At 71.9% G+C, this 23,833-nt stretch carries 24 protein-coding genes; 17 read left to right on the top strand and 7 right to left on the bottom strand.

The window, feature by feature from the left end; genetic code table 11:
* Positions 1-1,071 precede the first annotated feature (1,071 nt).
* Positions 1,072-1,146: a hypothetical protein gene (locus ACGFK0_RS35880; protein WP_392912986.1), complete on the top strand. Its 75-nt coding sequence runs from the start codon at positions 1,072-1,074 to the stop codon at positions 1,144-1,146.
* Positions 1,147-1,246: 100 nt separating this feature from the next.
* Here ACGFK0_RS35880 and ACGFK0_RS35875 read toward each other — a convergent pair whose 3' ends face one another.
* Complete coding sequence (locus ACGFK0_RS35875) at positions 1,247-1,771, bottom strand: nuclear transport factor 2 family protein (RefSeq protein WP_392912978.1); 525 nt, start codon at positions 1,769-1,771, stop codon at positions 1,247-1,249.
* A 14-nt stretch (positions 1,772-1,785) separates the two neighbouring features.
* On the opposite strand from ACGFK0_RS35875, the gene ACGFK0_RS35870 reads away from it, so the two are divergent.
* Together ACGFK0_RS35870 and ACGFK0_RS35865 are read left to right on the top strand one after the other, a co-directional pair.
* Positions 1,786-2,583, top strand: a complete 798-nt coding sequence (locus tag ACGFK0_RS35870; RefSeq protein WP_392912977.1) for a helix-turn-helix domain-containing protein — start codon at positions 1,786-1,788, stop codon at positions 2,581-2,583.
* Positions 2,584-2,684: 101 nt separating this feature from the next.
* A complete protein-coding gene (locus tag ACGFK0_RS35865) occupies positions 2,685-3,545 on the top strand; it encodes an alpha/beta hydrolase (protein WP_392912985.1) in 861 nt (286 codons plus the stop codon).
* Positions 3,546-3,553: 8 nt separating this feature from the next.
* Here the strand turns inward: ACGFK0_RS35865 and ACGFK0_RS35860 are convergent, their stop codons facing one another.
* Positions 3,554-4,480: a LysR substrate-binding domain-containing protein gene (locus ACGFK0_RS35860; RefSeq protein WP_392912976.1), complete on the bottom strand. Its 927-nt coding sequence runs from the start codon at positions 4,478-4,480 to the stop codon at positions 3,554-3,556.
* 109 nt (positions 4,481-4,589) lie between these two features.
* On the opposite strand from ACGFK0_RS35860, the gene ACGFK0_RS35855 reads away from it, so the two are divergent.
* From ACGFK0_RS35855 to ACGFK0_RS35820, 8 genes are all read left to right on the top strand, one after another.
* Positions 4,590-6,026, top strand: coding sequence for a 2-hydroxymuconic semialdehyde dehydrogenase (locus ACGFK0_RS35855; RefSeq protein WP_392912974.1), 1,437 nt, complete (start codon positions 4,590-4,592; stop codon positions 6,024-6,026).
* A gap of 11 nt (positions 6,027-6,037) precedes the next feature.
* Positions 6,038-6,940, top strand: a complete 903-nt coding sequence (locus ACGFK0_RS35850) for a 2-keto-4-pentenoate hydratase (protein ID WP_392912973.1) — start codon at positions 6,038-6,040, stop codon at positions 6,938-6,940.
* Positions 6,940-7,683 (top strand): 2-keto-4-pentenoate hydratase, encoded by a 744-nt coding sequence (locus ACGFK0_RS35845; protein ID WP_392912984.1) that lies wholly within the window; start codon positions 6,940-6,942, stop codon positions 7,681-7,683. Before ACGFK0_RS35850 ends, ACGFK0_RS35845 begins: the two co-directional genes overlap by 1 nt.
* A complete protein-coding gene (locus tag ACGFK0_RS35840; RefSeq protein WP_392912972.1) occupies positions 7,683-8,126 on the top strand; it encodes a RidA family protein in 444 nt (147 codons plus the stop codon). The genes ACGFK0_RS35845 and ACGFK0_RS35840 overlap by 1 nt, the downstream gene beginning before the upstream one ends.
* Positions 8,127-8,138: 12 nt before the next feature.
* Positions 8,139-8,711 carry a 3-hydroxyanthranilate 3,4-dioxygenase gene (locus ACGFK0_RS35835; protein WP_392912971.1) on the top strand — a complete coding sequence of 191 codons (573 nt, stop codon included), beginning with the start codon at positions 8,139-8,141 and terminating at the stop codon, positions 8,709-8,711.
* Between the two features lie 126 nt (positions 8,712-8,837).
* Positions 8,838-9,902 carry an amidohydrolase family protein gene (locus ACGFK0_RS35830; protein ID WP_392912970.1) on the top strand — a complete coding sequence of 355 codons (1,065 nt, stop codon included), beginning with the start codon at positions 8,838-8,840 and terminating at the stop codon, positions 9,900-9,902.
* A gap of 94 nt (positions 9,903-9,996) precedes the next feature.
* Positions 9,997-11,247 (top strand): kynureninase, encoded by a 1,251-nt coding sequence (gene kynU / locus ACGFK0_RS35825; protein ID WP_392912968.1) that lies wholly within the window; start codon positions 9,997-9,999, stop codon positions 11,245-11,247.
* Positions 11,248-11,440: 193 nt separating this feature from the next.
* Positions 11,441-11,644, top strand: a complete 204-nt coding sequence (locus tag ACGFK0_RS35820; protein WP_131974991.1) for a cold-shock protein — start codon at positions 11,441-11,443, stop codon at positions 11,642-11,644.
* Between the two features lie 77 nt (positions 11,645-11,721).
* Here the strand turns inward: ACGFK0_RS35820 and ACGFK0_RS35815 are convergent, their stop codons facing one another.
* Together ACGFK0_RS35815 and ACGFK0_RS35810 are read right to left on the bottom strand one after the other, a co-directional pair.
* On the bottom strand, positions 11,722-12,471 hold the full coding sequence (locus tag ACGFK0_RS35815; protein WP_392912967.1) for a TetR/AcrR family transcriptional regulator: 750 nt from the start codon (positions 12,469-12,471) through the stop codon (positions 11,722-11,724).
* A complete protein-coding gene (locus ACGFK0_RS35810; protein WP_392912966.1) occupies positions 12,468-13,691 on the bottom strand; it encodes an acyl-CoA dehydrogenase family protein in 1,224 nt (407 codons plus the stop codon). The genes ACGFK0_RS35815 and ACGFK0_RS35810 overlap by 4 nt, the downstream gene beginning before the upstream one ends.
* Positions 13,692-13,737: 46 nt before the next feature.
* On the opposite strand from ACGFK0_RS35810, the gene ACGFK0_RS35805 reads away from it, so the two are divergent.
* On the top strand, positions 13,738-14,511 hold the full coding sequence (locus tag ACGFK0_RS35805; protein ID WP_392912965.1) for an SDR family oxidoreductase: 774 nt from the start codon (positions 13,738-13,740) through the stop codon (positions 14,509-14,511).
* 74 nt (positions 14,512-14,585) lie between these two features.
* Positions 14,586-15,542: a zinc-binding alcohol dehydrogenase family protein gene (locus tag ACGFK0_RS35800; RefSeq protein WP_392912964.1), complete on the top strand. Its 957-nt coding sequence runs from the start codon at positions 14,586-14,588 to the stop codon at positions 15,540-15,542.
* A 40-nt stretch (positions 15,543-15,582) separates the two neighbouring features.
* Here ACGFK0_RS35800 and ACGFK0_RS35795 read toward each other — a convergent pair whose 3' ends face one another.
* Both ACGFK0_RS35795 and ACGFK0_RS35790 read right to left on the bottom strand, forming a co-directional pair.
* A complete protein-coding gene (locus ACGFK0_RS35795; protein ID WP_392912963.1) occupies positions 15,583-16,257 on the bottom strand; it encodes a response regulator in 675 nt (224 codons plus the stop codon).
* Positions 16,258-16,283: 26 nt separating this feature from the next.
* Positions 16,284-17,537: a histidine kinase gene (locus tag ACGFK0_RS35790; RefSeq protein WP_392912962.1), complete on the bottom strand. Its 1,254-nt coding sequence runs from the start codon at positions 17,535-17,537 to the stop codon at positions 16,284-16,286.
* 165 nt (positions 17,538-17,702) lie between these two features.
* Here ACGFK0_RS35790 and ACGFK0_RS35785 point away from each other — a divergent pair, with 165 nt between their 5' ends.
* The 4 genes from ACGFK0_RS35785 (at position 17,703) to ACGFK0_RS35770 (ending at position 22,926) form a co-directional block, all read left to right on the top strand.
* Positions 17,703-18,332: a class I SAM-dependent methyltransferase gene (locus tag ACGFK0_RS35785; protein WP_392912961.1), complete on the top strand. Its 630-nt coding sequence runs from the start codon at positions 17,703-17,705 to the stop codon at positions 18,330-18,332.
* A 67-nt stretch (positions 18,333-18,399) separates the two neighbouring features.
* Positions 18,400-19,863, top strand: coding sequence for a sugar porter family MFS transporter (locus tag ACGFK0_RS35780; RefSeq protein WP_392912960.1), 1,464 nt, complete (start codon positions 18,400-18,402; stop codon positions 19,861-19,863).
* 332 nt (positions 19,864-20,195) lie between these two features.
* Entirely contained in the window at positions 20,196-22,181 is a 1,986-nt protein-coding gene (gene thrS, locus ACGFK0_RS35775) for a threonine--tRNA ligase (protein WP_392912959.1), read from the top strand.
* Positions 22,182-22,323: 142 nt separating this feature from the next.
* Positions 22,324-22,926, top strand: coding sequence for a hypothetical protein (locus ACGFK0_RS35770; RefSeq protein WP_392912958.1), 603 nt, complete (start codon positions 22,324-22,326; stop codon positions 22,924-22,926).
* Positions 22,927-22,953: 27 nt separating this feature from the next.
* Here the strand turns inward: ACGFK0_RS35770 and ACGFK0_RS35765 are convergent, their stop codons facing one another.
* Positions 22,954-23,694, bottom strand: a complete 741-nt coding sequence (locus ACGFK0_RS35765; protein WP_392912957.1) for an Asp23/Gls24 family envelope stress response protein — start codon at positions 23,692-23,694, stop codon at positions 22,954-22,956.
* Positions 23,695-23,833 lie beyond the last annotated feature (139 nt).

The following is a 23,833-nucleotide window of genomic DNA, read 5'->3' as shown; positions in this document are numbered from 1 at the left end:
ATCCCAGTCGAACACATGACTCCATGTTATCGAACACTCACACTCCGTCTCACAGTTTCCGGGTGAGAATATTGACACCCTCCGGACAGCCGACAGCCGACAGCGGAGCCGGGGCTGAGACTTTTCCTGCGCATGAGTACCGGTCTGTTCATCTGGATCTCGCTGAGGACCGTGTCCTGCGCGGGGCATGCGGTCGGCCCACCTTGGTGCACCTTGATGTCCAGGTTCGGGAGATGCCCGCCTCTGCGGCGACGTGGGCGATCGGCCTGTCACGGCACCCTTCCGGCTGAGCGGCACTGGCACTCCCCGGCTGCTGGGCGGCTTGTGTGTCACCCGTTCCGCCGCGCCTCGTGGACGGCCTGGATGAGATCGTCGGGGTCGGGTGCGTTGACGATCTTCCGTTGCGTTCCGCCGGGGATGAGTGCCCACCACTCCTTGTTGGAGATGTCCCACCAGCAGACGGCGCCAGTGAACCGTTCTTGCAGTTCGGCGATGGTCAGTGCCTGAGAGGGGGTGCGGCATGGAGGGGATGTCGGGGCAGGTCGCGTCGATCGCCGTTTCCTGGTGTGTCCGTGCGGCGAGTGCGGCGGTGACGAATGGCGTCAGGATGCGGGTGATCCTCGTGGCGGCGAGTCCTGGCCGGTGGTACGGGGCCAGATTCTCGCCCGTGCTCGACTGGTACCACCATGTGCGGGACGTCGATTCCCGGACGAGGTCAATGCTTTCGCTGAAATGGGCACGTCGGATCGAACACGCGGAGAAGTGGACGCGGCCTGTCGTAGCGGGGGAGTGCCTGCCATCCTTCCCGGGTGACTTCCGTTGAGAGCCTGTCGAGATTGGTTGTCACAGAGGAGGTGGGTTCCGAGGTAGAGCGGCCTTGGGGTTGGTTCCATCGCATTACCATCGGTCCCACCTACTAGTGCGTCGAGGTGGCACCGATGGTGCCAATATCCGCTGCTGAATGGAAAAAGGGCGGCAAGAGTGACAACACCAGTGGGGCGTGCGTCGAGGTGGCCGAATTGAGGTCGGCGTCGGCTGGCGGTGCGGGACTCGAAGGACCCGGATGGGCCGATGCTGGTGTTCGGGGCCGACGCTTGGCAGGCGTTCGCGGGTCGCGTGAAGGGCGGGACGCTCGACCGGGCCTGAGATCAGGAGCAGGGCCCCCCGAACCGTGAACCGCACGGTCCGGGGGCTTTCACGTCACGACGCCGCATCCTCTGCCGCGTCGCCCGCACGATTTCAACGGTCAGTGCTCGGCAGGCTCCCACCACGCCAGGTTGGCGGCTGCGTGGGCCGCCGGCTCGATGATCTCCCAGCACTCGGCGATCAGGCCATCGTCGAACCGCCAGATGTCGACGACCGTGATTTCCGGTCTGCCGGGGAGTCGCCGCCGCGAGTGCAGAACGACGTGATCATCGTCGGCCAGCAGGTGGTGGACCTCGACCTGCATACCGGCCAGCGGCGTGAGTGCCGCGTTCACGGCGGCGAGCCATTCGGCCTTGGTCGAGGACGTCGAGTCCGGCCTGTGATGGACGAAGCCGTCGCTCAGCAACGGTTCGAGCGGGTCGACGCTGCCCGTCTCGATCAGTTCCGCCAGTGCCCGTTGCACGATGCTCTTGTTGTCCGTGGTCAGGGATTCGTCGGTGGTCACGGGCTTGTCGGTGTTCACGGGCTTGTCGGTGTTCATGGGTTTGTCGGTGGTCATGGACGCAGTGTTTCCACGGTCGCTGGGGTTGTCGATGAAATCCCATTTCATGGCGTCCGGCTCCACGATGAGTACCCTCGATGACCGTGCACACGGTCGGGGAGCTCTTGCGGCAATGGCGGCATCGCCGGCGGCTCAGCCAACTCGATCTCGCGATCGCGGCCGACGTCTCGGCTCGTCACGTCAGCCTGGTCGAGACGGGCAGGTCCAACCCGAGCGCCGACATGGTCCTGCGGCTCGCGGACCAGCTCGATGTGCCCTTGCGCGATCGCAACCGGCTGCTGCTCGCGGCCGGCTTCGCACCCCGGTACGCCGAGCGGCCGCTTGGGGACGAGGCGCTGACGGCGGCCCGGGACGCGGTCGCGAGGGTGCTCCGCGCGCATGAGCCGTATCCGGCGCTGGCCTTCGACCGCCGATGGAACATCGTGATGATCAACCGTGCGGTCGAGCCGTTCCTCGCCGGCGTCGAGCCCGGCCTGCTGCGGCCGCCGATCAACCTGGTCCGGCTGGGGCTGGACCCGCGCGGGTTCGCTCCCATGGTCGTCAACCTGGCGGACGTGCGGGCGGTGTTCCGCTCCCGGATCAGGCGCCAGCTCGCCGTCGCCCCCGACGCAGAGCTCACCGCGCTCTACGAGGAACTTCTCGGCCCCGATTCCGGCGACGCGCCGAGCCGGTCGGCCGAATCCGATGTCGTGATCTCGATGATCCTTCGCGTCGACGGACGGGAGCTGCGGCTGTTCTCGACCATCACCACGTTCGGTACCCCGATGGACATCACGCTGGACGAGGTCGCGATCGAGTCGTACTACCCGGCGGACACGGAGAGCGCCGCCTACTTCGAGAAGACCGGCGGTGACGTCCGAGCCGCCCCTGAGTGAGCAGCGAGCCCGGAACGCGTGACCGGGCATGTGATAGGGACGGGACGCATCGGCATCTGATCGCGGTAGTGGGCGGGGATGCTTCTCGGGAGTGGGGTGTGATGGTGGACGAATGGCCGGGGAGCGCGCTCAGCGACGAGGAACTGGACGTCGCCTACAACGTGCGGAGGAAGGCGGGGGAGGAGCTCTTCGCGCGGCACCTGGCGCGGTACCGGGCCGAGTCGGAGCAGGCCGTCGACGGGCTTTCCGGCCATCCCGGGATCGTCTACGACGAGGCGAGCGGGGAGCGGCTGGACGCCTGGGGCGTCGGCGAGGGGCTGCGGCCCGTGTTCGTCTTCCTGCACGGCGGCTACTGGATGGCGCTGTCGCGGGACGTGTCGTCCTTCATGGCCCGAGCGCTTTCCGAGCAGGGCGTGGCGACCGTCGTGCCCGATTACACGCTGGCGCCCAACGCTTCGCTGGAGGAGATCGTCCGGCAGGTGCGGGCGGCCGTGGCGTGGGTGTACCGGCACGGTCGTGAGCACGGGCTTGATCCGGAGCGGATCGTGGTCGGCGGCAGTTCGGCGGGCGGGCACCTGACCGGCATGACGATGGTCGGCGGGTGGCAGGAGCCGCTCGGGCTCCCCGGAGACGTCGTCAAGGCGGCGATGCCGATCAGCGGGTTGTTCGACATCCGTCCCATCACCCGCGTTTATGTGAATGAGGCCGTGCGGCTGGACCTTGAGCGGGCGGCGGCGCTGAGCCCCGCGCTGCTGCCGGCGGCGTACCGGTGTCCGGCCGTTTTCGTGGTCGCGGAGAACGACGGCGAAGGGTTCCTGGAGCAGTCGCGGCTGTTCCAGCCGGCGTGGGGCGCGGGTGAGCTGATGGTCGTGCCCGGCCGCGACCATTTCGACGTCGTCCTCGACCTGGCCGACCCGGGGTCGCGGGTCGGTGCGGCGCTGCTCGATCTGATCAGCCGGTGAGCATCTGATCACGCGGTGAGTGCGGCCGCCTCGCGGTGGAGGTGGTCGAGCATGAGACGGGCGGACGGGGTCGGGGCGCGGTCGGCGGGGAGTGTGACGCCCACCTGGCGGCGGACGGTCTCCAGCGGCACGGGCAGCGGCGTGATGTCGGTGTCGGTGCGGGCCACCAGTTCGGGCAGCGCGGCGATCATGTCGGTGTCGCGGACCAGGGTGCGGACGGTCAGGACGGAGGTGCACTCGACCAGGTTGCCCGGCAGGACGAGGCCCTCCGCGCGGAAGACCTGCTCCAGTTCCGAGCGCAGCGCGGTCTGCTCCAGGGGCAGCACCCACGGGTAGTCGAGCAGGTCGGCGAGACCCAGGGACGGGCGGCGGCGGGCCGGATGGTCGCGGCGGGCGACCAGCTGGACGGGTTCGCCGTAAAGGGTGATCTGGCGGAGGCCGCGCAGGTCGTCGATCGGGTTGAGGCGGCCGAGGATCAGGTCGATCTCGCCGTCGAGGAGGCGGGGAACCTGCGCGTCGAACGTGGCCTCCTGGACGATCACCGTGATGCCGGGACGGTCCTCCTTCAAGGCGGCGATCGCGCGGGGCAGCAGGACGTTGGAGCCGGCGAGGAGCGTGCCGATGGTGACGGTGCCGACCTCGCCGTCCGCGAGGCCGGTGATGCGTTCGCCCGCGCGGCGCAGTTCGGCGAGGACGGCGCGGGCGTGTTCGATGAACGCGTCCCCGAACAGCGTCGGAGTGGCGCCGCGCGGGCCGCGGGTGAACAGTTCGACGCCGAGGATGTTCTCCACCTCGCGCAGGCTGCGCGTGACGGCGGGCTGCGCCAGGTGCAGGTGCTCGGCCGCTCGCAGGATGCTGCCCTGGTCGGCGATGGCGACGACGAGCACGAGGTGCCGGAGCTTCAGCCGTCCGCTGAGCAGGTCGATCGCGCGCATGGGCATTTACTATCACAATCTCGTCATACCTCCACGGTCGATTGGTATTTGCCAGGCATAGCTTGCGGGGCGGAGGATCGGAGGCGTCGGGCCATGCCGGGAGGGGCGGATGAAGGCTGAGCACTACGTCGGCGGGGTCTTCCGTTCGGACGGGACGTCCTTCCCGCTCATCGCCCCGGGCGACGGCTCCGAGCTGGGCGCCGTCCCGGAGGCCACGAGGGAGGTCGTGGACGACGCCGTGAACGCGGCGCGGGCCGCGCTGAAGGGGCCCTGGGGGGCCATGGGCGTCCGGGAACGGGTCGCCGCCCTGAGGTCCGTCGCCGACGGGATCCAGGCCCGGTTCGAGGAGTTCGTCGACGCCGAGGTCGCCGACACCGGCAGGTCCCGGGAGTTCGCGTCGACCGTCGACGTCCCGAGGGCGGTGGGCAACTTCCGCGCGTACGCCGACCTGCTCTACGGGCGTCCCGAACGGGCCTACACGACGCAGGTCCCCGGATGGAGCTCCGGGGTGGGCGAGGCGCTCAACTACACGGTGCGGCGGCCCCTGGGCGTGGTGGCGATCATCTCGCCGTGGAACCTTCCGCTGCTGCTGTCGACCTGGAAGATCGCTCCCGCGCTGGCGTGCGGCAACGCCGTCGTGCTCAAACCGTCCGAGGAGACGCCGTCGACCGCGACGCTGCTCGCCCACGTGATCGACGACGCCGGGCTTCCGGAGGGTGTGTTCAACCTGGTGCACGGGCACGGCACGGGTGCGGCCGGCGAGTTCCTCACCGGGAATCCCGGCGTGGACGCGATCGCGTTCACCGGCGAGTCGGCCACCGGCGCCGCCATCATGCGCAATGCCGCCGACCACGTCACGCCCGTGTCGTTCGAGCTGGGCGGCAAGAACCCGGCGCTGGTCTTCGCCGACGCGGACCTCGACGCCGCCGTGGACGGGACGGTCCGGTCGTCGTTCACCCATTCCGGGCAGATCTGCCTGTGCACCGAGCGCGTCTACGTCGAGCGGCCGGTCTTCGGCGCGTTCGTCGAGAGGCTGCGCGACCGCGTGCGTGCCCTCGACGGCTACGGGCCGATGATCTCGGCGGAGCACCGCGACAAGGTCCTGTCGTACTACCGGCTCGCCCGCGAGGAGGGCGCCACGGTCGTCGCGGGCGGCGGCGCACCGGAGTTCGGCGACGAGAGGGACGGCGGCTTCTACGTGGAGCCCACCGTCCTCACCGGACTTCCGGAGACGGCCCGCACGGTGAGGGAGGAGATCTTCGGGCCGGTCTGCCACATCGCGCCGTTCGACACCGAGGACGAGGCCCTTGCGCTGGCCAACGACAGCCCTTACGGGCTCGCCTCGACGGTGTGGACGCGTGACCTGTCCAGGGCGCACCGGGTGGCACCGCGAATCGAGACGGGGATCGTCTGGGTGAACTGCTGGAACCTGCGCGACCTCCGGACCCCGTTCGGCGGCGTGAAAGTGTCCGGGATCGGGCGTGAAGGGGGAGAGTACTCCTTGGACTTCTTCTCCGAGCCCGTCAACGTGTGCATCCAGATCTGAAAGCGAGTCCCGTGACCGACCCAACGAACCCCGAGGCCGCCGGCTCGACGAACCCCGAGGCCCGCCGCCCGTCTGGCGCCGGCTCGACGAGCATCGAGGCCGCCGCCGGGCGGCTGCTCGGCGCGTACGCGTCCGGGACACCCTGCGCGCCCGTCCGCGATCTGATCACGACGGCGGACGACGCCTACGCGGTGCAGGACAGGGTGACCGAGCGGTGGCTGGGCGAGGGCCGCCGCCTCGCCGGCCGCAAGATCGGCCTGACGTCGCGGGCGGTGCAGGCGCAGATCGGCGTGGACAGCCCCGACTTCGGGATGCTGTTCGCCGACATGGCCGTTCCCGACGGGGAGGAGATCCCCGCCGGTGCGGTGCTGCAGCCGCGCGCCGAGGCCGAGGTCGCGCTCGTGCTGGAGCACGACCTGACCCACGAGCGGCACACCGTCGCCGACGTGATCCGCGCGACGGCGTTCGCGCTGCCCGCCATCGAGGTCGTCGGCAGCCGGGTCCGCGACTGGGACATCACGCTCGCCGACACCGTCGCCGACAACGCCTCGTCCGGCATGTACGCGCTCGGCAACCGTCCCGTCCTCCTCAAGGACGTGGACCTGCGCCTGTGCGGGATGGTCATGGAGCGGCGCGGCGAGCAGGTCTCCACCGGCAACGGCGCCGCCTGCCTCGGGCATCCGCTGAACGCGGCGCTGTGGCTCGCCGACACGCTCGCCCGCGTCGGGCGTCCCCTCCGCGCAGGCGACACCGTGCTGACCGGTGCGCTCGGCCCCGTGGTCCCCGCCGTTCAGGGCGACGTGTTCGAAGCCCGCATCGACGGCCTGGGCGATGTCCGCGTCGCGTTCGGCAAAGAGCCCGGCAGGGAGTCCGGCAGGGAGTCCGGCAGGGAGTCCGGCAAGGAGGGGGCGTGATGGTGGACGTGAACGGGCTCGCGGCGACGCTGGACGAGGCGGCCCGGGACGTCCGGGCGATCCCGAAGCTGACCCGCACGACGCCGTTGGACGTGGCGGCCGCGTACGCGGTGCAGCGCGCCGGGGTCGAGCGGCGGCGCCGGAGGGGCGAGCGGCTCGCCGGGGTGAAGATGGGCTTCACCAGCCGCGCCAAGATGGTGCAGATGGGCGTGGACGACGTCATCTGGGGCCTGCTCACCGACGGGATGCTCGCCGAGTCGTCCGTGGACGTGTCGCGGCTCATCCATCCGCGGATCGAGCCGGAGATCGCCTACCTGATCGGGCGGGAGGTCCGGTCCGCCGCGGAGGTCGAGTCGGCCGTCGCCGGCGTCGCGGTCGGGTTCGAGGTCCTCGACTCGCGGTACACGGGCTTCGAGTTCACGCTCCCGGACGTGATCGCCGACAACGCGTCGGCGTCGCGGTTCGGGTTCGGGGCCTGGCACGTGCCCCGCGACGTGTCGAACGTGGGACTGCTGATGGAGATCGACGGGCGTCCGGTGCAGACGGGCTCGTCCGCCGCGATCCTCGGGGACCCGGCGCGGTCGCTGCGGGCGGCGGCGCGGCTCGCGCTCGGCGCGGGCATGAAGCTCGAACCCGGCTGGATCGTCCTGGCGGGCGCCGCGACGGCGGCCGTGCCGCTCCCGAAGGACGCGCACGTCCGCGTCACCGGAGCCGGGCTCGGCGGAGTGGAGGTGACGACGTGATGGGCGACGCGTTCCTCGTCGAGGGCAAGGCCGCGCCGCGCGGGCGGTTCCCGCACGTCAGGCGGGCCGGCGACCTCGTGTTCGTGTCCGGGACGAGCTCGCGCCGTCCCGACGGGACGTTCGCCGGGGCGAGCGCCGACGCGATGGGCGTCACCGACCTCGACATCCGGGCGCAGACCCGCGCCGTCATCGAGAACATCGGCGGCCTCCTCGACGCGGCCGGGGGAGGGCTGCCCGACATCGTGAACGTCACCACCTACCTGGTCAGCATGAACGACTTCGGTGGGTACAACGAGGTCTACGGAGAGTACTTCGACGAGACGGGCCCGGCCCGCACCACGGTCGCCGTCCACCAGCTCCCGCACCCGCACCTGCTCATCGAGATCTCGTGCGTGGCGCACATTCCCAGGGACCGCACACCCGACAGGCGCACAAGCCCGTGAGGAGGCCGGAGCATGACCCTGCCCCAGCTGTCGTTCGGAACGCCGTTCAACTTCGAGTCGTGGATCGACGATCACCGTGACCTGCTCAAGCCGCCGGTCGGCAACGTCCAGGTGTTCGACGAGGCCGGCCTGATCATCATGGTGGTCGGCGGCCCCAACCAGCGGACCGACTTCCACGACGACCCCACCGAGGAGTTCTTCTACCAGCTCAAGGGCAACATGGTGCTGCGCGTCATGGAGGAGGAGGGGCGCCCGCCGCGAGACCTGCAGATCAACGAGGGCGACGTCTTCCTGCTGCCGGCGCACGTGCGGCACTCCCCGCAGCGGCCCGAGGCCGGATCGATCGGGCTCGTCGTGGAGATCCCGAGGCCGGAGGGGCTGAAGGAGGCGTTCGAGTGGTACTGCACCGAGTGCCACCACCTCGTCCACCGCGCCGAACTCCAGGTCCGCTCGATCGTGGACGACCTGCCGTCCGTGTTCCAGGGCTTCTACGACGGCGACCGCAAATGCCCGGACTGCGGCGCCGTCCACCCGGGCAAGAGGTGGCCGCAGACCATGACCCCGACCACGGCCCCCCGTGTTTGACCGACTGTTTGACCGACCCGTGTTTGACCAGTCCGTGCGTGACCAGTCCGTGTTTGACCAGTCCGTGTGCGACCGACCCGTGCCGGCCGAATCGGTTCTGAGGACACCGCGCCCGATGGAGGCTCCGTGACCGTCATCGACGTCCATGCCCACGTGTTCCCGCGCCTCACCCGCGCCGAGGGCCGCGTGCTCGCCGGCGCGGGGGAGCCGTGGCTGCGCGTCGACGGCGGCGGCACCGGCATGATGATGTGCGGGGACGAGGAGTACAGGCCGGTCGGGGAGGCCCTGTGGGAGCCCGCCCGGCGTCTGGCCGACATGGACGCCATGGGCGTCGATGCCCAGGCGGTGTCGTCCACCCCGCTCATGTTCGGGTACGCGGCCGAGCCGTCCCGCGCCGCCGACTGGTGCGACCTGGTGAACGAGCGCATCCTCGCGTTCTGCGCGGACGCGCCGGACCGGCTGCTGCCGCTGTGCCAGGTCCCGCTGCAGGACCCGGCGCTCGCCTGCGAGGTCGCGACGCGGGCGGCGGCGGCCGGGCACCGCGGTGTGCACATCGGCAACCATGTCGGCGACCGCAACCTCGACGATGACGGGATCACCGCGTTCCTCGCGCACTGCGCCCGGGTCGGGCTGCCGGTCCTGGCGCACCCGTGGGACATGCTCGGCGCGGACCGGATGCGCGGCCACATGCTGCCGTGGCTGTCCGGGATGCCCGCCGAGACGCAGCTGAGCATCCTCGGGCTGATGCTGTCCGGGGCGTTCGAGCGGATCCCGGCTTCGCTGCGGCTGTGCTTCTGCCACGGCGGCGGAAGCTTCGCGTTCCTGCTCGGGCGGGCCGACAACGCATGGCACCGGCGCGACATCGTCCGCGCCGACTCGCCGCGCCCGCCGTCGGAGTACGTCGACCGGTTCCACGTCGACTCCGCCGTGTTCGACCCGCGCGCGCTCCGGCTGCTCATCGACGTGATGGGCTCGGAGCGGGTGATGCTCGGCACCGACTACCCGTTCCCGCTGGGGGAGGAGGAGCCGGGCGCGACGATCCGGGCCTGCCCCGGGCTGGACGACGCCGAACGCGCCCTGCTGCTCGGCGGCAACGCGCGGGCCTTCTTCGCCCAGGCCCGGATCCCCGCCCAGGCGCCGGCGGCCCAGGCGGTCGCCGGGACCGACCCAGTGAGCACGACGACCCAGTGAGCACGACGACCCAGTGAGCACGACGACCCAGTGAGCACGACGACCCAGTGAGCACGACGACCCAGTGAGCACGACGACACCGAGGAAGGACGCCGTGACGGCCGAAGACGAGGCTCGGCGGCTTGACGAGAACGATCCGCTGCCGACGCTGCGCGGCGAGTTCCTCGTCCCGCCCGCCCCCGGCGGGACGTTCGACGAGGCGGCGTACTTCGCCGGGAACTCCCTCGGCCTCCAGCCGAGGAGCGTGGCCGCACGCCTCCGCGAGGAACTGGACGACTGGGCACGGCTCGCCGTCGAGGCCCACACGGAGGGCCGCCGCCCCTGGGTGGACTACCACGAGCTGCTCCGCGAACCCGCGGCGCGCCTCGTCGGCGCGCTGCCGCACGAGGTCGTCGCGATGAACTCGCTGACGGTCAACCTGCACCTGATGATGGCGAGCTTCTACCGGCCCGCCGGGACGCGCACCCGCATCGCCATCGAGGACTCGGCGTTCCCGTCCGACTCCTACGCGGTCGCCAGCCAGGCCGTCCACCACGGGCTCGACCCGGCCGTGACGGTCGCGCGGCTCAAGCCCCGCACCGGCGAGGACAACCTGCGCACCGAGGACGTCCTCGCTTTCCTCGAACGTGAAGGCGAGACGGTCGCGCTCCTCATGCTCGGCGGCGTCAACTACCTGACGGGCCAGCTCATGGACATGGCCGCGATCACCAAGGCGGGCCGCGCCGCCGGGGCGGTCGTCGGCTGGGACCTCGCCCACGCCACCGGGAACGTTCCGCTGCGCCTGCACGACTGGGACGTCGACTTCGCCGCCTGGTGCACCTACAAGTACATGAACGCCGGTCCCGGCGCGGTCGCCGGATGCTTCGTCCACGAGCGGCACGTCCGGGACGCGTCGGTGCCGAAGCTGTCGGGCTGGTGGGGCACCGACCCGGCAGTCCGGTTCCGGATGGAACCCGACATCGCGCCGCCCTCCTCCGCCGACGCGTGGCAGCTGTCCAACCCGCCCATCCTGGCCCTCGCCCCGGTCCTGGCCTCCCTGGAGATCTTCGACCGGGTCGGGATGGACGCGCTGCGCGCCAAGAGCGAGCGGCTCACCGGCTACCTGGCGTCCCGGCTCGCGGGGACCGGCGCCCGGATCATCACCCCGGCCGACCCGGCGGCGCGCGGCGCCCAGCTGTCGCTGCGGGTGGACGACGCGGGCGGGCTGGTCCGGCGGCTCGCCGAGGCGTACGGCGTGGTCGCCGACGCCCGCGAACCCGACGTCATCCGGCTCGCGCCCGTCCCGCTGTACTGCACCTACCACGACTGCCACCGCGCCGCCGAAGCCATCGAAGATCTTGTTTAGGTGTGTCGGTGCATGGGGTGGCCCGGCATCGGGTAGGTTCGGGGGCGTTGCACGATGGCGCCCGGTCAGGCCGGCCGGGCACCAGGCAGTCTCAATGCGTTTTCTCCGGGTGACCGGCGGACGTGAGATGAGTCCGCTTGCAGCCCGGTCCGCCGCCCGGCGGGCCGGTGAGTTGTACCCGAAGGGAAAGACCATGGCCGAAGGCACCGTGAAGTGGTTCAACTCCGAGAAGGGCTTCGGGTTCATCGCGCCCGACGGCGGCGGCCCGGACGTGTTCGTCCACTACTCGGCGATCGCCACCAACGGCTACCGCAGCCTGGACGAGAACCAGCGCGTCTCGTTCGAGATCACCCAGGGCCAGAAGGGCCCGCAGGCCGAGGGCGTCTCGCCGCTCTAACCTGCACCGGCGTGGTCTGACACGCGCTCAGGGCCGGGGACGCACGCCGTCCCCGGCCTTTCGCTTCCCCGACGCCTTCACTTCCCCGACCTTTCGCTCACCCCAGGCTTTTCGGTCTCCCCCTGCCTTTCGCCGTCCTCGCCGGGCCCGTGCCCGCCCTCGTCCCGGGGAAGCCGCTCGCCCGTCCGCAGCCGGTCGAGCCCGAGCCAGATGAACTCCATGGCCATCTGCTCGGCGCGGTCACGCGGGGTGTCGGGATGCTCCAGCCACCACGACACCATCGACAGCATCGACCCGTACATCAGGGGGACGAGCAGCCGCGTGCGCCGCTCGTTCACCTCCAGTGCGGCGGGGGACAGGGCCGGGTCGGCGCGGCGGCGGCGCAGCAGCAGGTCGGCGAACGCGCCCCCGAGGCGGTCGCGGAGCTCCCGCAGCTCCAGCCCGACGTCGTCGGGCTTGTCGAGGTGCCGTATCACCAGCGCCCACGCGTCAGGGTCGGCGGTGGCGTAGTCGAACAGGACCCGGATCATGGCCCGGATGCCGTCCGCCGAGCCGTGCGAGGCGAGCACCGACGCGTTCAGCCGGGCGGTCAGCTCGGCCACGATCGTCTCGGTCACCTCCGCGAACAGCTCCTCCTTCGAGGTGAAGTGCTGGTACAGCAGCGCCTTGGACACCTGCGCCGCCGCGGCCACGTGCTCCATCTGGGTCAGGTGGTAGCCGCGGCGGCCGAACTCCTCCAGCGCCACCTGCAGCAGCTGCTCGCGCCGCCGGGCGTACGGCATCCGCCGCCGCACGCCCGGTGCCCGCTCGCCCGTCCCGTCGGTCATGCGGTGTTGTACTTGCCAAGCTCGGCGCGGGCGACGGAGCGGACGTGGACCTCGTCGGGGCCGTCGGCGAGCCGCAGGGTGCGCAGGCCCGCCCACATCGCGGCGAGCGGGGTGTCGTCGCTGACGCCGGCGCCGCCGTGCATCTGGATCGCCTTGTCGACGACGTCCAGCGCGACCCGCGGCGCGATCACCTTGATCGCCGCGACCTCGGAGCGGGCGGCCTGGACGCCCTGCTTGTCGATCAGCCACGCGGTCTTGAGGGTGAGCAGCCGGGCCTGCTCGATCGCCATCCGCGACTCGGCGATCTGCTGGCGGACGACGCCCTGCTTGGCCAGCGGCCCGCCGAACGCCTCCCGGGACAGGGCGCGCTCGCACATCAGCTCCAGCGCCCGCTCGGCCGCGCCGATCGCGCGCATGCAGTGGTGGATGCGGCCGGGGCCGAGGCGGGCCTGGGCGATGGCGAAACCGCCGCCCTCCTCGCCGATGAGGTTCTCCACCGGGACGCGCACGTCGGTGAACGTGATCTCGCAGTGGCCGTGCTGGTCCTGGTAGCCGAACACGGGCAGCGACCGGACGACCTCCACGCCGGGCGTGTCGAACGGCACCAGCACCATCGACTGCTGCCGGTACGGGTGGCCGTCCGGGTCGGTCTTGCCCATCAGGACCATGATCTTGCAGCGCGGGTCGGCGGCGCCGGTGGTCCACCACTTGCGGCCGTTGATGACGTAGTGGTCCCCGTCGCGTTCGATGCGGGTGGAGATGTTGCGGGCGTCGGAGCTGGCCACATCCGGCTCCGTCATGGCGAACGCGCTGCGGATCTCGCCGTTCAGCAGCGGGGTGAGCCACCTGTCCTTCTGCTCGGGCGTCCCGAACAGGTGCAGTACCTCCATGTTGCCGGTGTCGGGGGCCGCGCAGTTGACGGCCTCGGGCGCGAGCTCCAGGGAGCGGCCCGTGATCTCGGCGAGGGAGGCGTAGTCGGTGACGGTGAGGCCGTGTGCCGGGTCCTCGCTGTCGGGTAGGAAGAGGTTCCAGAGGCCGCGCTTGCGGGCCTCGGCCTTGAGGTCCTCGACGACCTGGGGGAGGTGGTGCTCGCGGCCCGCCGCGCGCAGCTCCGCCCGCTGGGCCTCGTAGACCGGCTCCGCCGGGTAGACGTGGGCGTCCATGAATTCCTGAAGGCGGCCGAGGTACTCCTGGGCCCGCTCGCTCAAACCAAAGTCCATTCCGTTAGAGTAACTGACGAGTCAGTTACTTCGTGAGGGGAGTCCCATGCCAGCCTCGGACACGCCAGCCTCGGACACGGCCTTCGACGGTACCGGCAAGGTCGCGCTGATCACGGGCGGATCCAACGGCATCGGAGCCGCGGTGGCGCGCCGGCTGGCCCGGGGCGGCGCGCGGATCGTCCTCGCCGACGTCGACGCGGACGCCGGCACCGCGCTCGCGAAGGAGCTGGACGGCGCGTTCGTCCGCTGCGACGTGCGCGAGCCCGCCGAGAGCGAGGCGGCCGTCGCGACCGCGGTGGACCGGTTCGGCGGGCTGGACGTGGCGTTCCTCAACGCCGGCGTCGCCGGCGGAGGCGGCATGGGCGACGACTTCGACCTCGCCGCTTACCGGCGGGCCATGGGCATCAACCTCGACGGCGTCGTGTTCGGAGTGCACGCCGCGCTGCCCGCGCTCCGCGCCCGCGGCGGCGGCGACATCGTCGCCACCGCCAGCATGGCCGCGCTCACCGCCACGCCGTTCGACCCCGTCTACGGCGCCAACAAGGCGGCCGTGGTCGGTCTCGTCCGCGCGCTCGGCCCCACGTTCGCGGAGGAGGGCATCCGGGTGAACGCGCTGTGCCCCTCGTTCGCCGACACCGACATCCTCACCCCGATGAAGGGGCACCTCCAGGACACCGGTTTCCCGATCCTGGACGTGGACGACGTCGTGGAGGCGTTCATGCGCATCCTCGGCGCCGGCGGCACCGGTGACGCCTGGTACGTGGTGCCGGGCCGCCCGTCCGAGCCGTTCAAGTTCCGCGGCGTCCCCGGCCCCCGCTGAGCGCCCGCCCGAGACACGACGGGCCCGGGACGCCCACAGGAGGGCGACGGGCCGGACACACCCACAGGAGAGTCATGCGCGCGATCCAGATCACCGAGTTCGGCGGGCCCGAGGTGCTGAACGTCACCGAGCTGCCCGACCCGTCCGCCGGGCCGGGGCACCTGCTCATCGACGTGTCGCGGGCCGGGATCAACTACGCCGACACGCACCAGGCCGAGAACAGCTACCTGTCGGAGTCCACGCTGCCGATGGTGCCGGGCGGGGAGGTCGTCGGGACGACCGCGGACGGGCGCCGCGTCGTCGCGCTCGTCGGCACCGGCGGCTACGCCGAGAAGGCCGCCGCGCCCGAGGCCCTCGCGTGGGACGTCCCGGACGACATCGACGACGTCACCGCCCTCGGCATGATCGTCCAGGGTGCGTCGGCGTGGCTGCTGCTGCGCCGCAGCGTCCATCTGGCGCCGGGCGAGTCCGTCGTCGTGCACGCCGCCGCGGGCGGGGTCGGGACCCTCGCCGTCCAGCTCGCCAAGGCGTGGGGCGCCGGACGGGTCATCGCCACCGCCTCGTCGCAGGACAAACGCGACCTCGCCCTCGAACTCGGCGCGGACGTCGCGATCGACGCGAACGAACCCGACCTGAAGGACGCGCTGATCGACGCCAACGGCGGCCGGCGCGTCGACACCGTCCTGGAGATGACGGGCGGGACGGTCACCGACCAGAGCCTGCGCGCCCTCGCCCCGTTCGGGCGCCTCGCCTTCTACGGCATGGCGTCGCGGAAGGAGCCCTCGCCCGTCCGCCCGGCCACGCTGATGGCGCACTCCACCACGATCGCGGGCATGTGGCTGGCGCACGTCTTCCAGCTCCCCGGCGACGTGATGCGCGGTGCCCTCGGCGAGCTGTTCGACCTCGCCGCGGACGGGCGGCTCCGCGTAATCGGCGGCGGCGAGTACGGGCTCGCCGACGTCCGGCGGGCCCACGAGGACCTCCGGGCCCGCCGCACCACCGGCAAGCTCGTCCTCGACCCGTCGCGCTGAGCCCCTCCCGGATCAGCCTGTCCGGATCAGCCTGTCCGGATCAGCCGACGAGGCCGTTCTCGTAGGCGTAGACGACGGCCTGGGTGCGGTCGCGCAGCCCGAGCTTGGTCAGCACATGCCCGACATGCGTCTTCACCGTCTGCTCGGCCAGCACCAGCTCGGCGGCGATCTCGGCGTTGGACAGCCCCCGCGCGATCTGCCGCAGCACGTCCAGCTCGCGCGGGGTCAGGCCCGCGGTCGCCTTCGGGCTCGGCCGCTGGTGGCGGCGCCGGCGCGCGAAGTCGCCGATCAGCCGCCGGGTGATGGACGGGGCGAGCAGCGCGTCGCCGCCCGCCACGACCCGCACGCCGTTCACCAGGTCGGCCGCCGACGCGTCCTTCAGCAGGAACCCGCTGGCCCCCGCGCCGAGCGCCTCGTAGACGTACTCGTCCAGGTCGAACGTGGTGAGCACCAGCACCTTCGGGCGTGCACCGGCGGGGTCGGCGTCGGGGTCCGGGTCGCCGATCACCTCGGCGGTGGCGGCGAGGCCGTCCATCTCCGGCATCCGGATGTCCATCACGATCACGTCCGGATCGAGCCGGCGGGCCATCTCCACCGCCTCGCGGCCGTTGCCCGCCTGCCCGATCACCTCGATCCCGGGATCGGAGGACAGCAGTGCCGCGAGCCCGTCGCGGATCATGACCTGGTCGTCGGCGATCAGCACCCGAATCGTCACGGGCCCAACCCTACGGGCATGGAAGATCAGCCCGGGTCGCCATAGGGCAGTTCCGCGGCGACCGACCAGCCGGCGCCGTCCCGCGGGCCGGCGGTGAGGCCGCCGCCGAGCATCGTCACCCGCTCGCGCATCCCGACGAGCCCGTGCCCGCCGCCGTGCGACTCCTCGGGGGTGCTGCGGGCGCCGTCGTCGGTGACCGACACCGCCAGCGACTCCGGCCCGTACCTGATCTCGATGTGAACCTGGGAGCCCGGCGCGTACCGCGACGCGTTGCTCAGCGACTCCTGCACGATCCGGTACGCCGACAGGTCGACCCCCGCGTTCAGCGGCCGCGGCATCCCGACGACGACGCTCGCGACCGACAGCCCGGAACGGCGGGCCCCGCCGATCAGGTCGTCCAGCCGGTCCAGACCGGGCTGGGGCGCGCGCTCGGCGTCGTCGTTCTCGGAGCGCAGCAGCCCCACGACGCGGCGCGTCTCGGTGAGGGCCTCGCGCGCGGCGTCCCGCACCACCCCGAACGTCTGCCGCGCCGCGTCCGGCAGGTCCGGGATCCGGTAGGGCGCGGCCTCCGCCTGCATCGCGATCACCGACATGTGGTGCGCCACCACGTCGTGCAGCTCGCGGGCGATCCGGGCGCGTTCCTCCAGCACCGCCTGCCGGGCGAGGTCCTGCCGGTGCTGCTCCTCGCGCCGGCGCAGCTCCTCGACGGCCGAGTGCCGCCCGCCGACCGCGTCGCCGAAGGTCAGCGCGATCGCCGCGACCCCGGCGAGGATCATGCCGAACCAGCCGGGCATGCCGAGCATCACGGCGGGCGTCAGCACCCCTGCGATGGTGACCGCGCCGACGCCGAGGGTGGTCTGCCGGTCGGCGCCGACCCCGGTGAAGAACAGGATGACGATCAGCGCCAGGATCGCGGTGACCGGCCACGGCATGAAGCCTTCCCCATGCCGGGCGAAGACCGTCAGCAGCAGGCCGGCGGCCGCCACCCTCCACGCGGCGAGGGGCCAGCGCGCCGCGAAGATCAGCGGTGTCGCCTGCAGCACGCCGAGCGGCCAGGCGAGCCCGGTCCGGACGTCGTACTGCACGATGGCGATCGCGATCGACCCGGCCGTGAAGCCGATCGTCATCGCGAGCATGACCGCCAGGATCGGCAGGCGCAGCGCCATCCGTCCGGGCAGCAGCGTGACGGCCGGGTCGTCCCGGCCCGGCATGAGCGCGGAGCGGACGCCGGCGAGCAGCCGGGGACGGACCCCGGGCGCGAAGCGGTCGTGATCGTTCATTTGAACGAAGCCTAGGACGCCGCCGGCCGCCCCGGCGTGACCCGGGGGAGGGAGATGCGAACCGCCTCCCCGGGTATCACCCCTGAGCAGCGCCCTACCACGGGGATCATGCGGCGATCACGCGGCGATCTTGCGGTGATCGCCGGGGCGACGGAGGATGCGGGAATGACCGACCTGAGCCATCCGATCTTCGCCCGGTTCTACCCGCGGCTGGACGCCGCCTCCGCCAGGGCGGGCGGCGACGCGCACCGCGCCGAGCTGCTCACCGGGACGTCCGGCCGCGTGCTGGAGGTGGGCGCCGGGCACGGGGCCAACTTCGCGCACTACCCGCCGGAGGTCACGGAGGTCGCCGCCGTCGAACCCGAGCCGCGGCTGCGCGCCAAGGCCGGCCGCGCCGCCGCCCGCGCGCCCGTCCCCGTCACCGTGCGGCCCGGCGTCGCCGAGGACCTCGACCTCGACGACGCCTCGTTCGACGTGGTGGTGGCGTCCCTCGTGCTGTGCTCGGTGCGCGACCCCGTCCGCGCGCTGACCGAGGTGAGGCGGGTCCTCAGGCCCGGCGGCGAGTTCCGCTACTACGAGCACGTGCGGGGGCGCACGCGGGGGAAGGTGCGGTTCCAGCGCTGCGCCGACGTCGTCTGGCCGTTCCTCGCCGCCGGATGCCACGTGTCCCGCCCGACGGACGAGTGGATCGCCGGCTCCGGGTTCACCGTGCGGGACGAGCGGCGCTTCGAGTTCCCCGCCTCCGGCGCCAACCCGGCCTCCCCGCACGTCATCGGGATCGCGATACGTGACTGAGCGACGGCAAATCCCCGCATAAGGTCCTTTCCCGCATAAGGTCCTTTCCCTCGGGAAGATCGACTCCATGACCACACCGGGCAGCGGAGCCGACCCCACCGGCGACCGGCGGCGGGGCGGACCGGCGCATCCGGCGCTGCTCGCCACGCTCCTCGCGGCGGCCGGAGCCGTCGGCGGGTTCCTGTTCGGCTACGACTCCGCGGTCATCAACGGCGCCGTCGAGGCCGTCGAGGACGAGTTCGCCCTCAGCGGCTTCGGCGTCGGGCTGGTCGTCTCGTCCGCGCTGCTCGGCTGCGCCGCCGGCGCCTGGATCGCCGGCCCGCTCGGCGACCGCATCGGCCGGACGCGGGTCATGCTCATCATCTCGGTGCTGTTCGTGGCGAGTTCGCTCGGCTCCGCGTTCGCCTTCACCGCGGTCGACCTGACCGCCTGGCGGGTGGCAGGCGGCCTGGCCATCGGCGCCGCGTCGGTGATCGCGCCCGCCTACATCGCCGAGATCGCGCCCGCCGCCATGCGCGGCAAGCTCGGCTCACTCCAGCAGATGGCCATCGTCCTCGGCATCCTCGCGGCCCTCATCGTGGACTACCTCATCGCCAGGGCGTCCGACGGCGGCGCGTCCGGGAGGTTCCCGCTGGGCGGCACCGCGTGGCGATGGATGTTCGCGAGCGCCGCCGTGCCCGCCGTGCTGTACGGCGTCATCGCCCTGATCATTCCCGAGTCGCCCCGCTACCTGGTCAGGCGGCACCGGGAGGCGGACGCCCGGCGGTCGCTCGCCCGCGTCATGCCGGCCGGCGACGTGCGCGCCAAGATCGACGACATCCGGCGGTCGCTCGCCGCGGACCGGCCCGTCCGGCTCCGCGACCTGCGCGGCCACCGGCTCGGTCTGCTGCCGATCGTCTGGGTCGGCATCCTGCTGTCGGTCTTCCAGCAGTTCGTCGGCATCAACGTGATCTTCTACTACTCGACCTCGCTGTGGCGGGCGGTCGGGTTCACCGAGAGCGACGCGCTGTTCACCTCGGTGGTCAACGCGGTCGTCAACGTCGTGTTCACGCTGGTGGCGATCGCGCTCATCGACCGGATCGGGCGGCGCCCGCTGCTGCTGGCCGGCGCCACCGGCATGGCCCTGTCCCTCGGCACCCTCGCCGTGTGCTTCGCCACCGCCCCCGTGGTGAACGGCGAGCCGGACCTCGGCGGAGTCACCGGGCCGATCGCGCTGGTGGCCGCCAACACGTTCGTCGCCTCGTTCGCCGCCACCTGGGGCCCGGTGGTGTGGGTGATGCTGGGCGAGATGTTCAACAACTTCATCCGGGCGTCCGCCCTCGCCGTCGCCGCCACCGCGCAGTGGCTCGCCAACTGGGTGATCACCACGACGTTCCCCGCCGTCTCCGGATTCTCCCTCGGCCTGGCCTACGGCCTCTACACGCTGTTCTCCGTCCTGGCGTTCGTGTTCGTGTACCGCGCCGTCCCCGAGACCAAGGGACGTGAGCTGGAGGACATGGACGACCTCGCCTCCCCGAGAGCCCCCGCATAACGCCTGTCGCGGGCGGCGTTTGCCGGGGGCAACGCCCGCCGAGGTCCGCGCCCGTCGGATACAGTGGGACCATGCCGCAGGTATTCGAGACGACGACGCCGGGTCACTCCCGGCGAGACTGCGGCATGTCCTGACATTGCACGCGGCAGGGCCCCGGGAGCGATCCCGGGGCCTGCCGCTTTTCCGGGGGCGGCCCTCCGGGACCGCCGGGCCCTCCACGACGAGAGGAGCGGCCGATGGAACCGGATGCGTCCGGGCGGCACCCCGAATCGATAGCATCGGCAACCGCTGATCCGAGCCCGAGTCCTGACCGAATACTGCGAGGAGTCCCCGTGTCCACCGTGTCTGAGCTGCGCATCACCCTCGACGGGAGCGAGCGGGCGGTGCCGGCCGGCACCACCGCGGGCCGGGCACTGGACGCCGACGGCCGTACCGTGATCGCCGCCCGGGTGAACGGCGAGCTGCGCGACCTCGCCGGCGAGCTGCGCGACGGGGACGCGGTCGAACCGGTCGAGATCGGCTCCGCCGACGGCCGGGCGATCATGCGGCACTCCGCCGCGCACGTGATGGCGCAGGCCGTGCAGGAGCTGTTCCCCGAGGCGAAGCTGGGCATCGGCCCGCCGGTGGAGAACGGCTTCTACTACGACTTCGACGTCGCCGAGCCGTTCACCCCCGACGACCTGAAGCGCATCGAGAAGCGGATGCGCGAGATCGTCAAGCAGGGGCAGCGGTTCTCCCGGCGGCCCGTCTCCGACGACGACGCGCGCACCGAGCTGGCCGCCGAGCCGTACAAGCTGGAGCTGATCGGCCTCAAGGGCTCCGGCCCCGTCGAGGACGCGGCGGACGGCGCGGACGTCGAGGTCGGCGGCGGCGAGCTGACCATCTACGACAACCTCGACGCCAAGTCCGGCGAGCTGCGCTGGAAGGACCTGTGCCGCGGCCCGCACCTGCCGTCCACCCGGGTCATCCCCGCGTTCAAGCTGATGCGCTCCGGCGGCGCGTACTGGCGCGGCAGCGAGAAGAACCCGCAGCTCCAGCGGATCTACGGCACCGCCTGGGAGTCCAGGGACAAGCAGGACGAGTACCTGAAGTTCCTGGAGGAGGCGGAGAAGCGCGACCACCGCAGGCTCGGCGCCGAACTCGACCTTTTCTCGTTCCCGAGCGAGATCGGCAGCGGCCTCGCCGTCTTCCACCCCAAGGGCGGCGTCGTCCGCAAGGTGATGGAGGACTACTCGCGCCGCCGGCACGAGGAGGAGGGGTACGAGTTCGTCAACACCCCCCACATCACCAAGGGCCACCTGTTCGAGACCTCCGGGCACCTCGGCTGGTACAAGGACGACATGTTCCCGCCCATGGAGGTCGACGGAGGCGAGTACTACCTCAAGCCGATGAACTGCCCGATGCACAACCTGATCTTCCGCGCGCGCGGGCGGTCCTACCGGGAGCTGCCGCTGCGGCTGTTCGAGTTCGGGTCGGTGTACAGGTTCGAGAAGTCGGGCGTGGTGCACGGCCTCACCCGCGTCCGCGGCATGACCCAGGACGACGCGCACATCTACTGCACCGAGGACCAGATGGGCGAGGAGATCAAGCGGCTCCTCGACTTCGTCCTCGGCCTGCTGCGCGACTACGGGCTGAACGAGTTCTATCTGGAGCTGTCCACCCGCGACGACTCCGACAAGTTCATCGGCTCGAACGAGATGTGGGAGAAGGCCACCGCGGCCCTGCGCGGGGCGGCCGAGTCCACCGGGCTCGACCTCGTCCCCGATCCGGGCGGCGCCGCCTTCTACGGCCCCAAGATCTCCGTCCAGGCCAAGGACGCGATCGGCCGGACCTGGCAGCTGTCCACCATCCAGGTCGACCCGAACCAGCCCGAGCGGTTCGGCCTGGAGTACCAGGCGGCGGACGGCACCCGGCAGCGGCCCATGATGCTGCACCGGGCCCTGTTCGGGTCGATCGAGCGGTTCTTCGGCGTGCTGCTGGAGCACTACGCGGGCGCGATGCCGCCGTGGCTGGCGCCGGTGCAGGCCGTCGGCATCCCGATCGGCGACGCCCACGTCCCGCACCTGGACAAGGTCGCCGCGCGGCTGCGCGAGCGCGGCGTCCGCGTCGAGGTCGACACCTCCTCGGACCGCATGCAGAAGAAGATCCGCAACGCGCAGAAGCAGAAGATCCCGTACATGCTGCTCGCGGGCGACGACGACGTGGCCAAGGACGGGGTCTCGTTCCGGTACCGCAATGGCGACCAGCGGAACGGGGTCCCGATCGCCGAGGCGGTCGACGAGATCGTCAAGGCGGTCGAGGCCAGGATCCAGATCTGACCCGCGCCGGGGCCGTGCCCGTGCCGGGGGCGCGGGTGAGGCCCTTGACCGCGCCCTCCACACCGGGCTCCGCCGGGGGGGAGTGAGCGCCGCCCGGAGTTGGTAGCCTCGTCGCGCACGTGCGACCGGGGAGATGGCGGAGATGAAGTCCAGGAGACCGGCACGGCGGTCCCGGTCGGTCCTGGCCCGGATCGCCGGCTACGCCGGCACCACGCTGCTGGTGGCGGCGGCCATCGTGGTGCTCCTCGTCCCGCTGCTGGACGACGGGAAGAGCGGCGGCACCGCCGGCGCCCAGGGGTCGGCGAGCCCGTCGTCCACATCACCCGGCGGGCCGTCGGTCGGCCAGGCGGGCCCCGGTATCCAGGTGACCCCGACCGGCCCGGCGCCGCAGCAGAGCGGGAGCGACCGTCCGGACCCCGCCGGCGGCGGCGGGGGCGGCGGGCCGCAGATCCCCGGCCCGGGCGGCAACGGCGGCCTCACGTGGTGCCCGGAGGGCACGGCGGCCTACCGCGCCACGGGCACCGGTGTGGACGTCGTCATCACCGTGGCCTCCAGCGGCGCGATCCGGGCGGAGCTGTCCCTGCGCGGGCGGTCAACGGAGTCGCAGCAGACCACCGTCACGGGCGGCAGGCCGCACACGTTCCATTTCACGGGCGTCTCACCGCAGCTCGTCGAGCGCGTCAAGGTCACCACTGTCTCCGTCGGGGTGTCCATGCAGACGTGCTACGCCCGCGCCGCGGCGTGACGGAGGCCGGCCGGCGTCCGGCGGTGTTCAGCGGTGCGACCCGGCGGCCATGCGGACGTCGCCGACGGACACGTTGACCGCCGCGACCCGCGTGCCGAGCATCATGCCCGCCACCCGTGCCACGTTCGTCTGGACGACCTTGGCCACGTCCTTGATCACGCTGCCGTACTCGACGGCGATGACGAGGTCGAGCGTCACCTCGTCTTCGTCCAGGACGACGCGCACGCCCGTCCCCGCCCGTCCGGCGGCCGGTTCTGGGGACCGCCCGGGGGCGGCCGGATCGGGGCGCGCGACCAGGGCGGCGACCCCGGCCACCCCCAGCGCGGCCAGCGCGGCGATCTTCTCGATGACCTCGTCCTCGATCGTGATGCGCCCCTCCACCGCCGTGGTGACGTCGGACGCCGAGCCCTGCAGCGTCATCGGCAGCGCGTTCGCCCCCGGTGCCGGGGTGCCGGGCGGCTGCGCGACGCCCGGCCACCCCTCCGCGCCCGGCCACCCCTCCGCGCCGGGCTGCCCCTCCGCGCCGGGCTCCTTCGCCGGGCCGTGCTGAACCGCCGGGCCGTGCTGAACCGCCGGGCCGGGCCGCACCGCCGGGCCGGACGTTTCGGCGGGGGCGGCGGGCGGCGCCGGAAGCGGCGTCCCCGGCGGCGGCACCGTGCCCCGGTGGCCGGCCGGCCCGGGGAAGAACGGCATGGACCCGGACTCCGCGCCACCCGCCCCGCGTCTCGGCTCACCGTTCCCGATACCGCCCTTGTCGAGCCCGGTCATGATCGCTCCCATGGTTCGGTTGGACGACCATGGTGTCGGAGCGACCCGCGAGACGTCACGGAAGGGGGTGTTCGCGGGCGCGTCCCGGTGGCAGCCCGGCTACAGCCCGGCACGCGTCTCTCTCTATGCTGCTGGTCAG

It is taken from the genome of Spirillospora sp. NPDC048823 (assembly GCF_043198445.1).
Classification (GTDB): Bacteria; Actinomycetota; Actinomycetes; order Streptosporangiales; family Streptosporangiaceae; genus Spirillospora.
The sequence above is the reverse complement of the archived record's forward strand: the minus strand, read 5'-3'. Positions and strand labels throughout refer to the sequence as shown.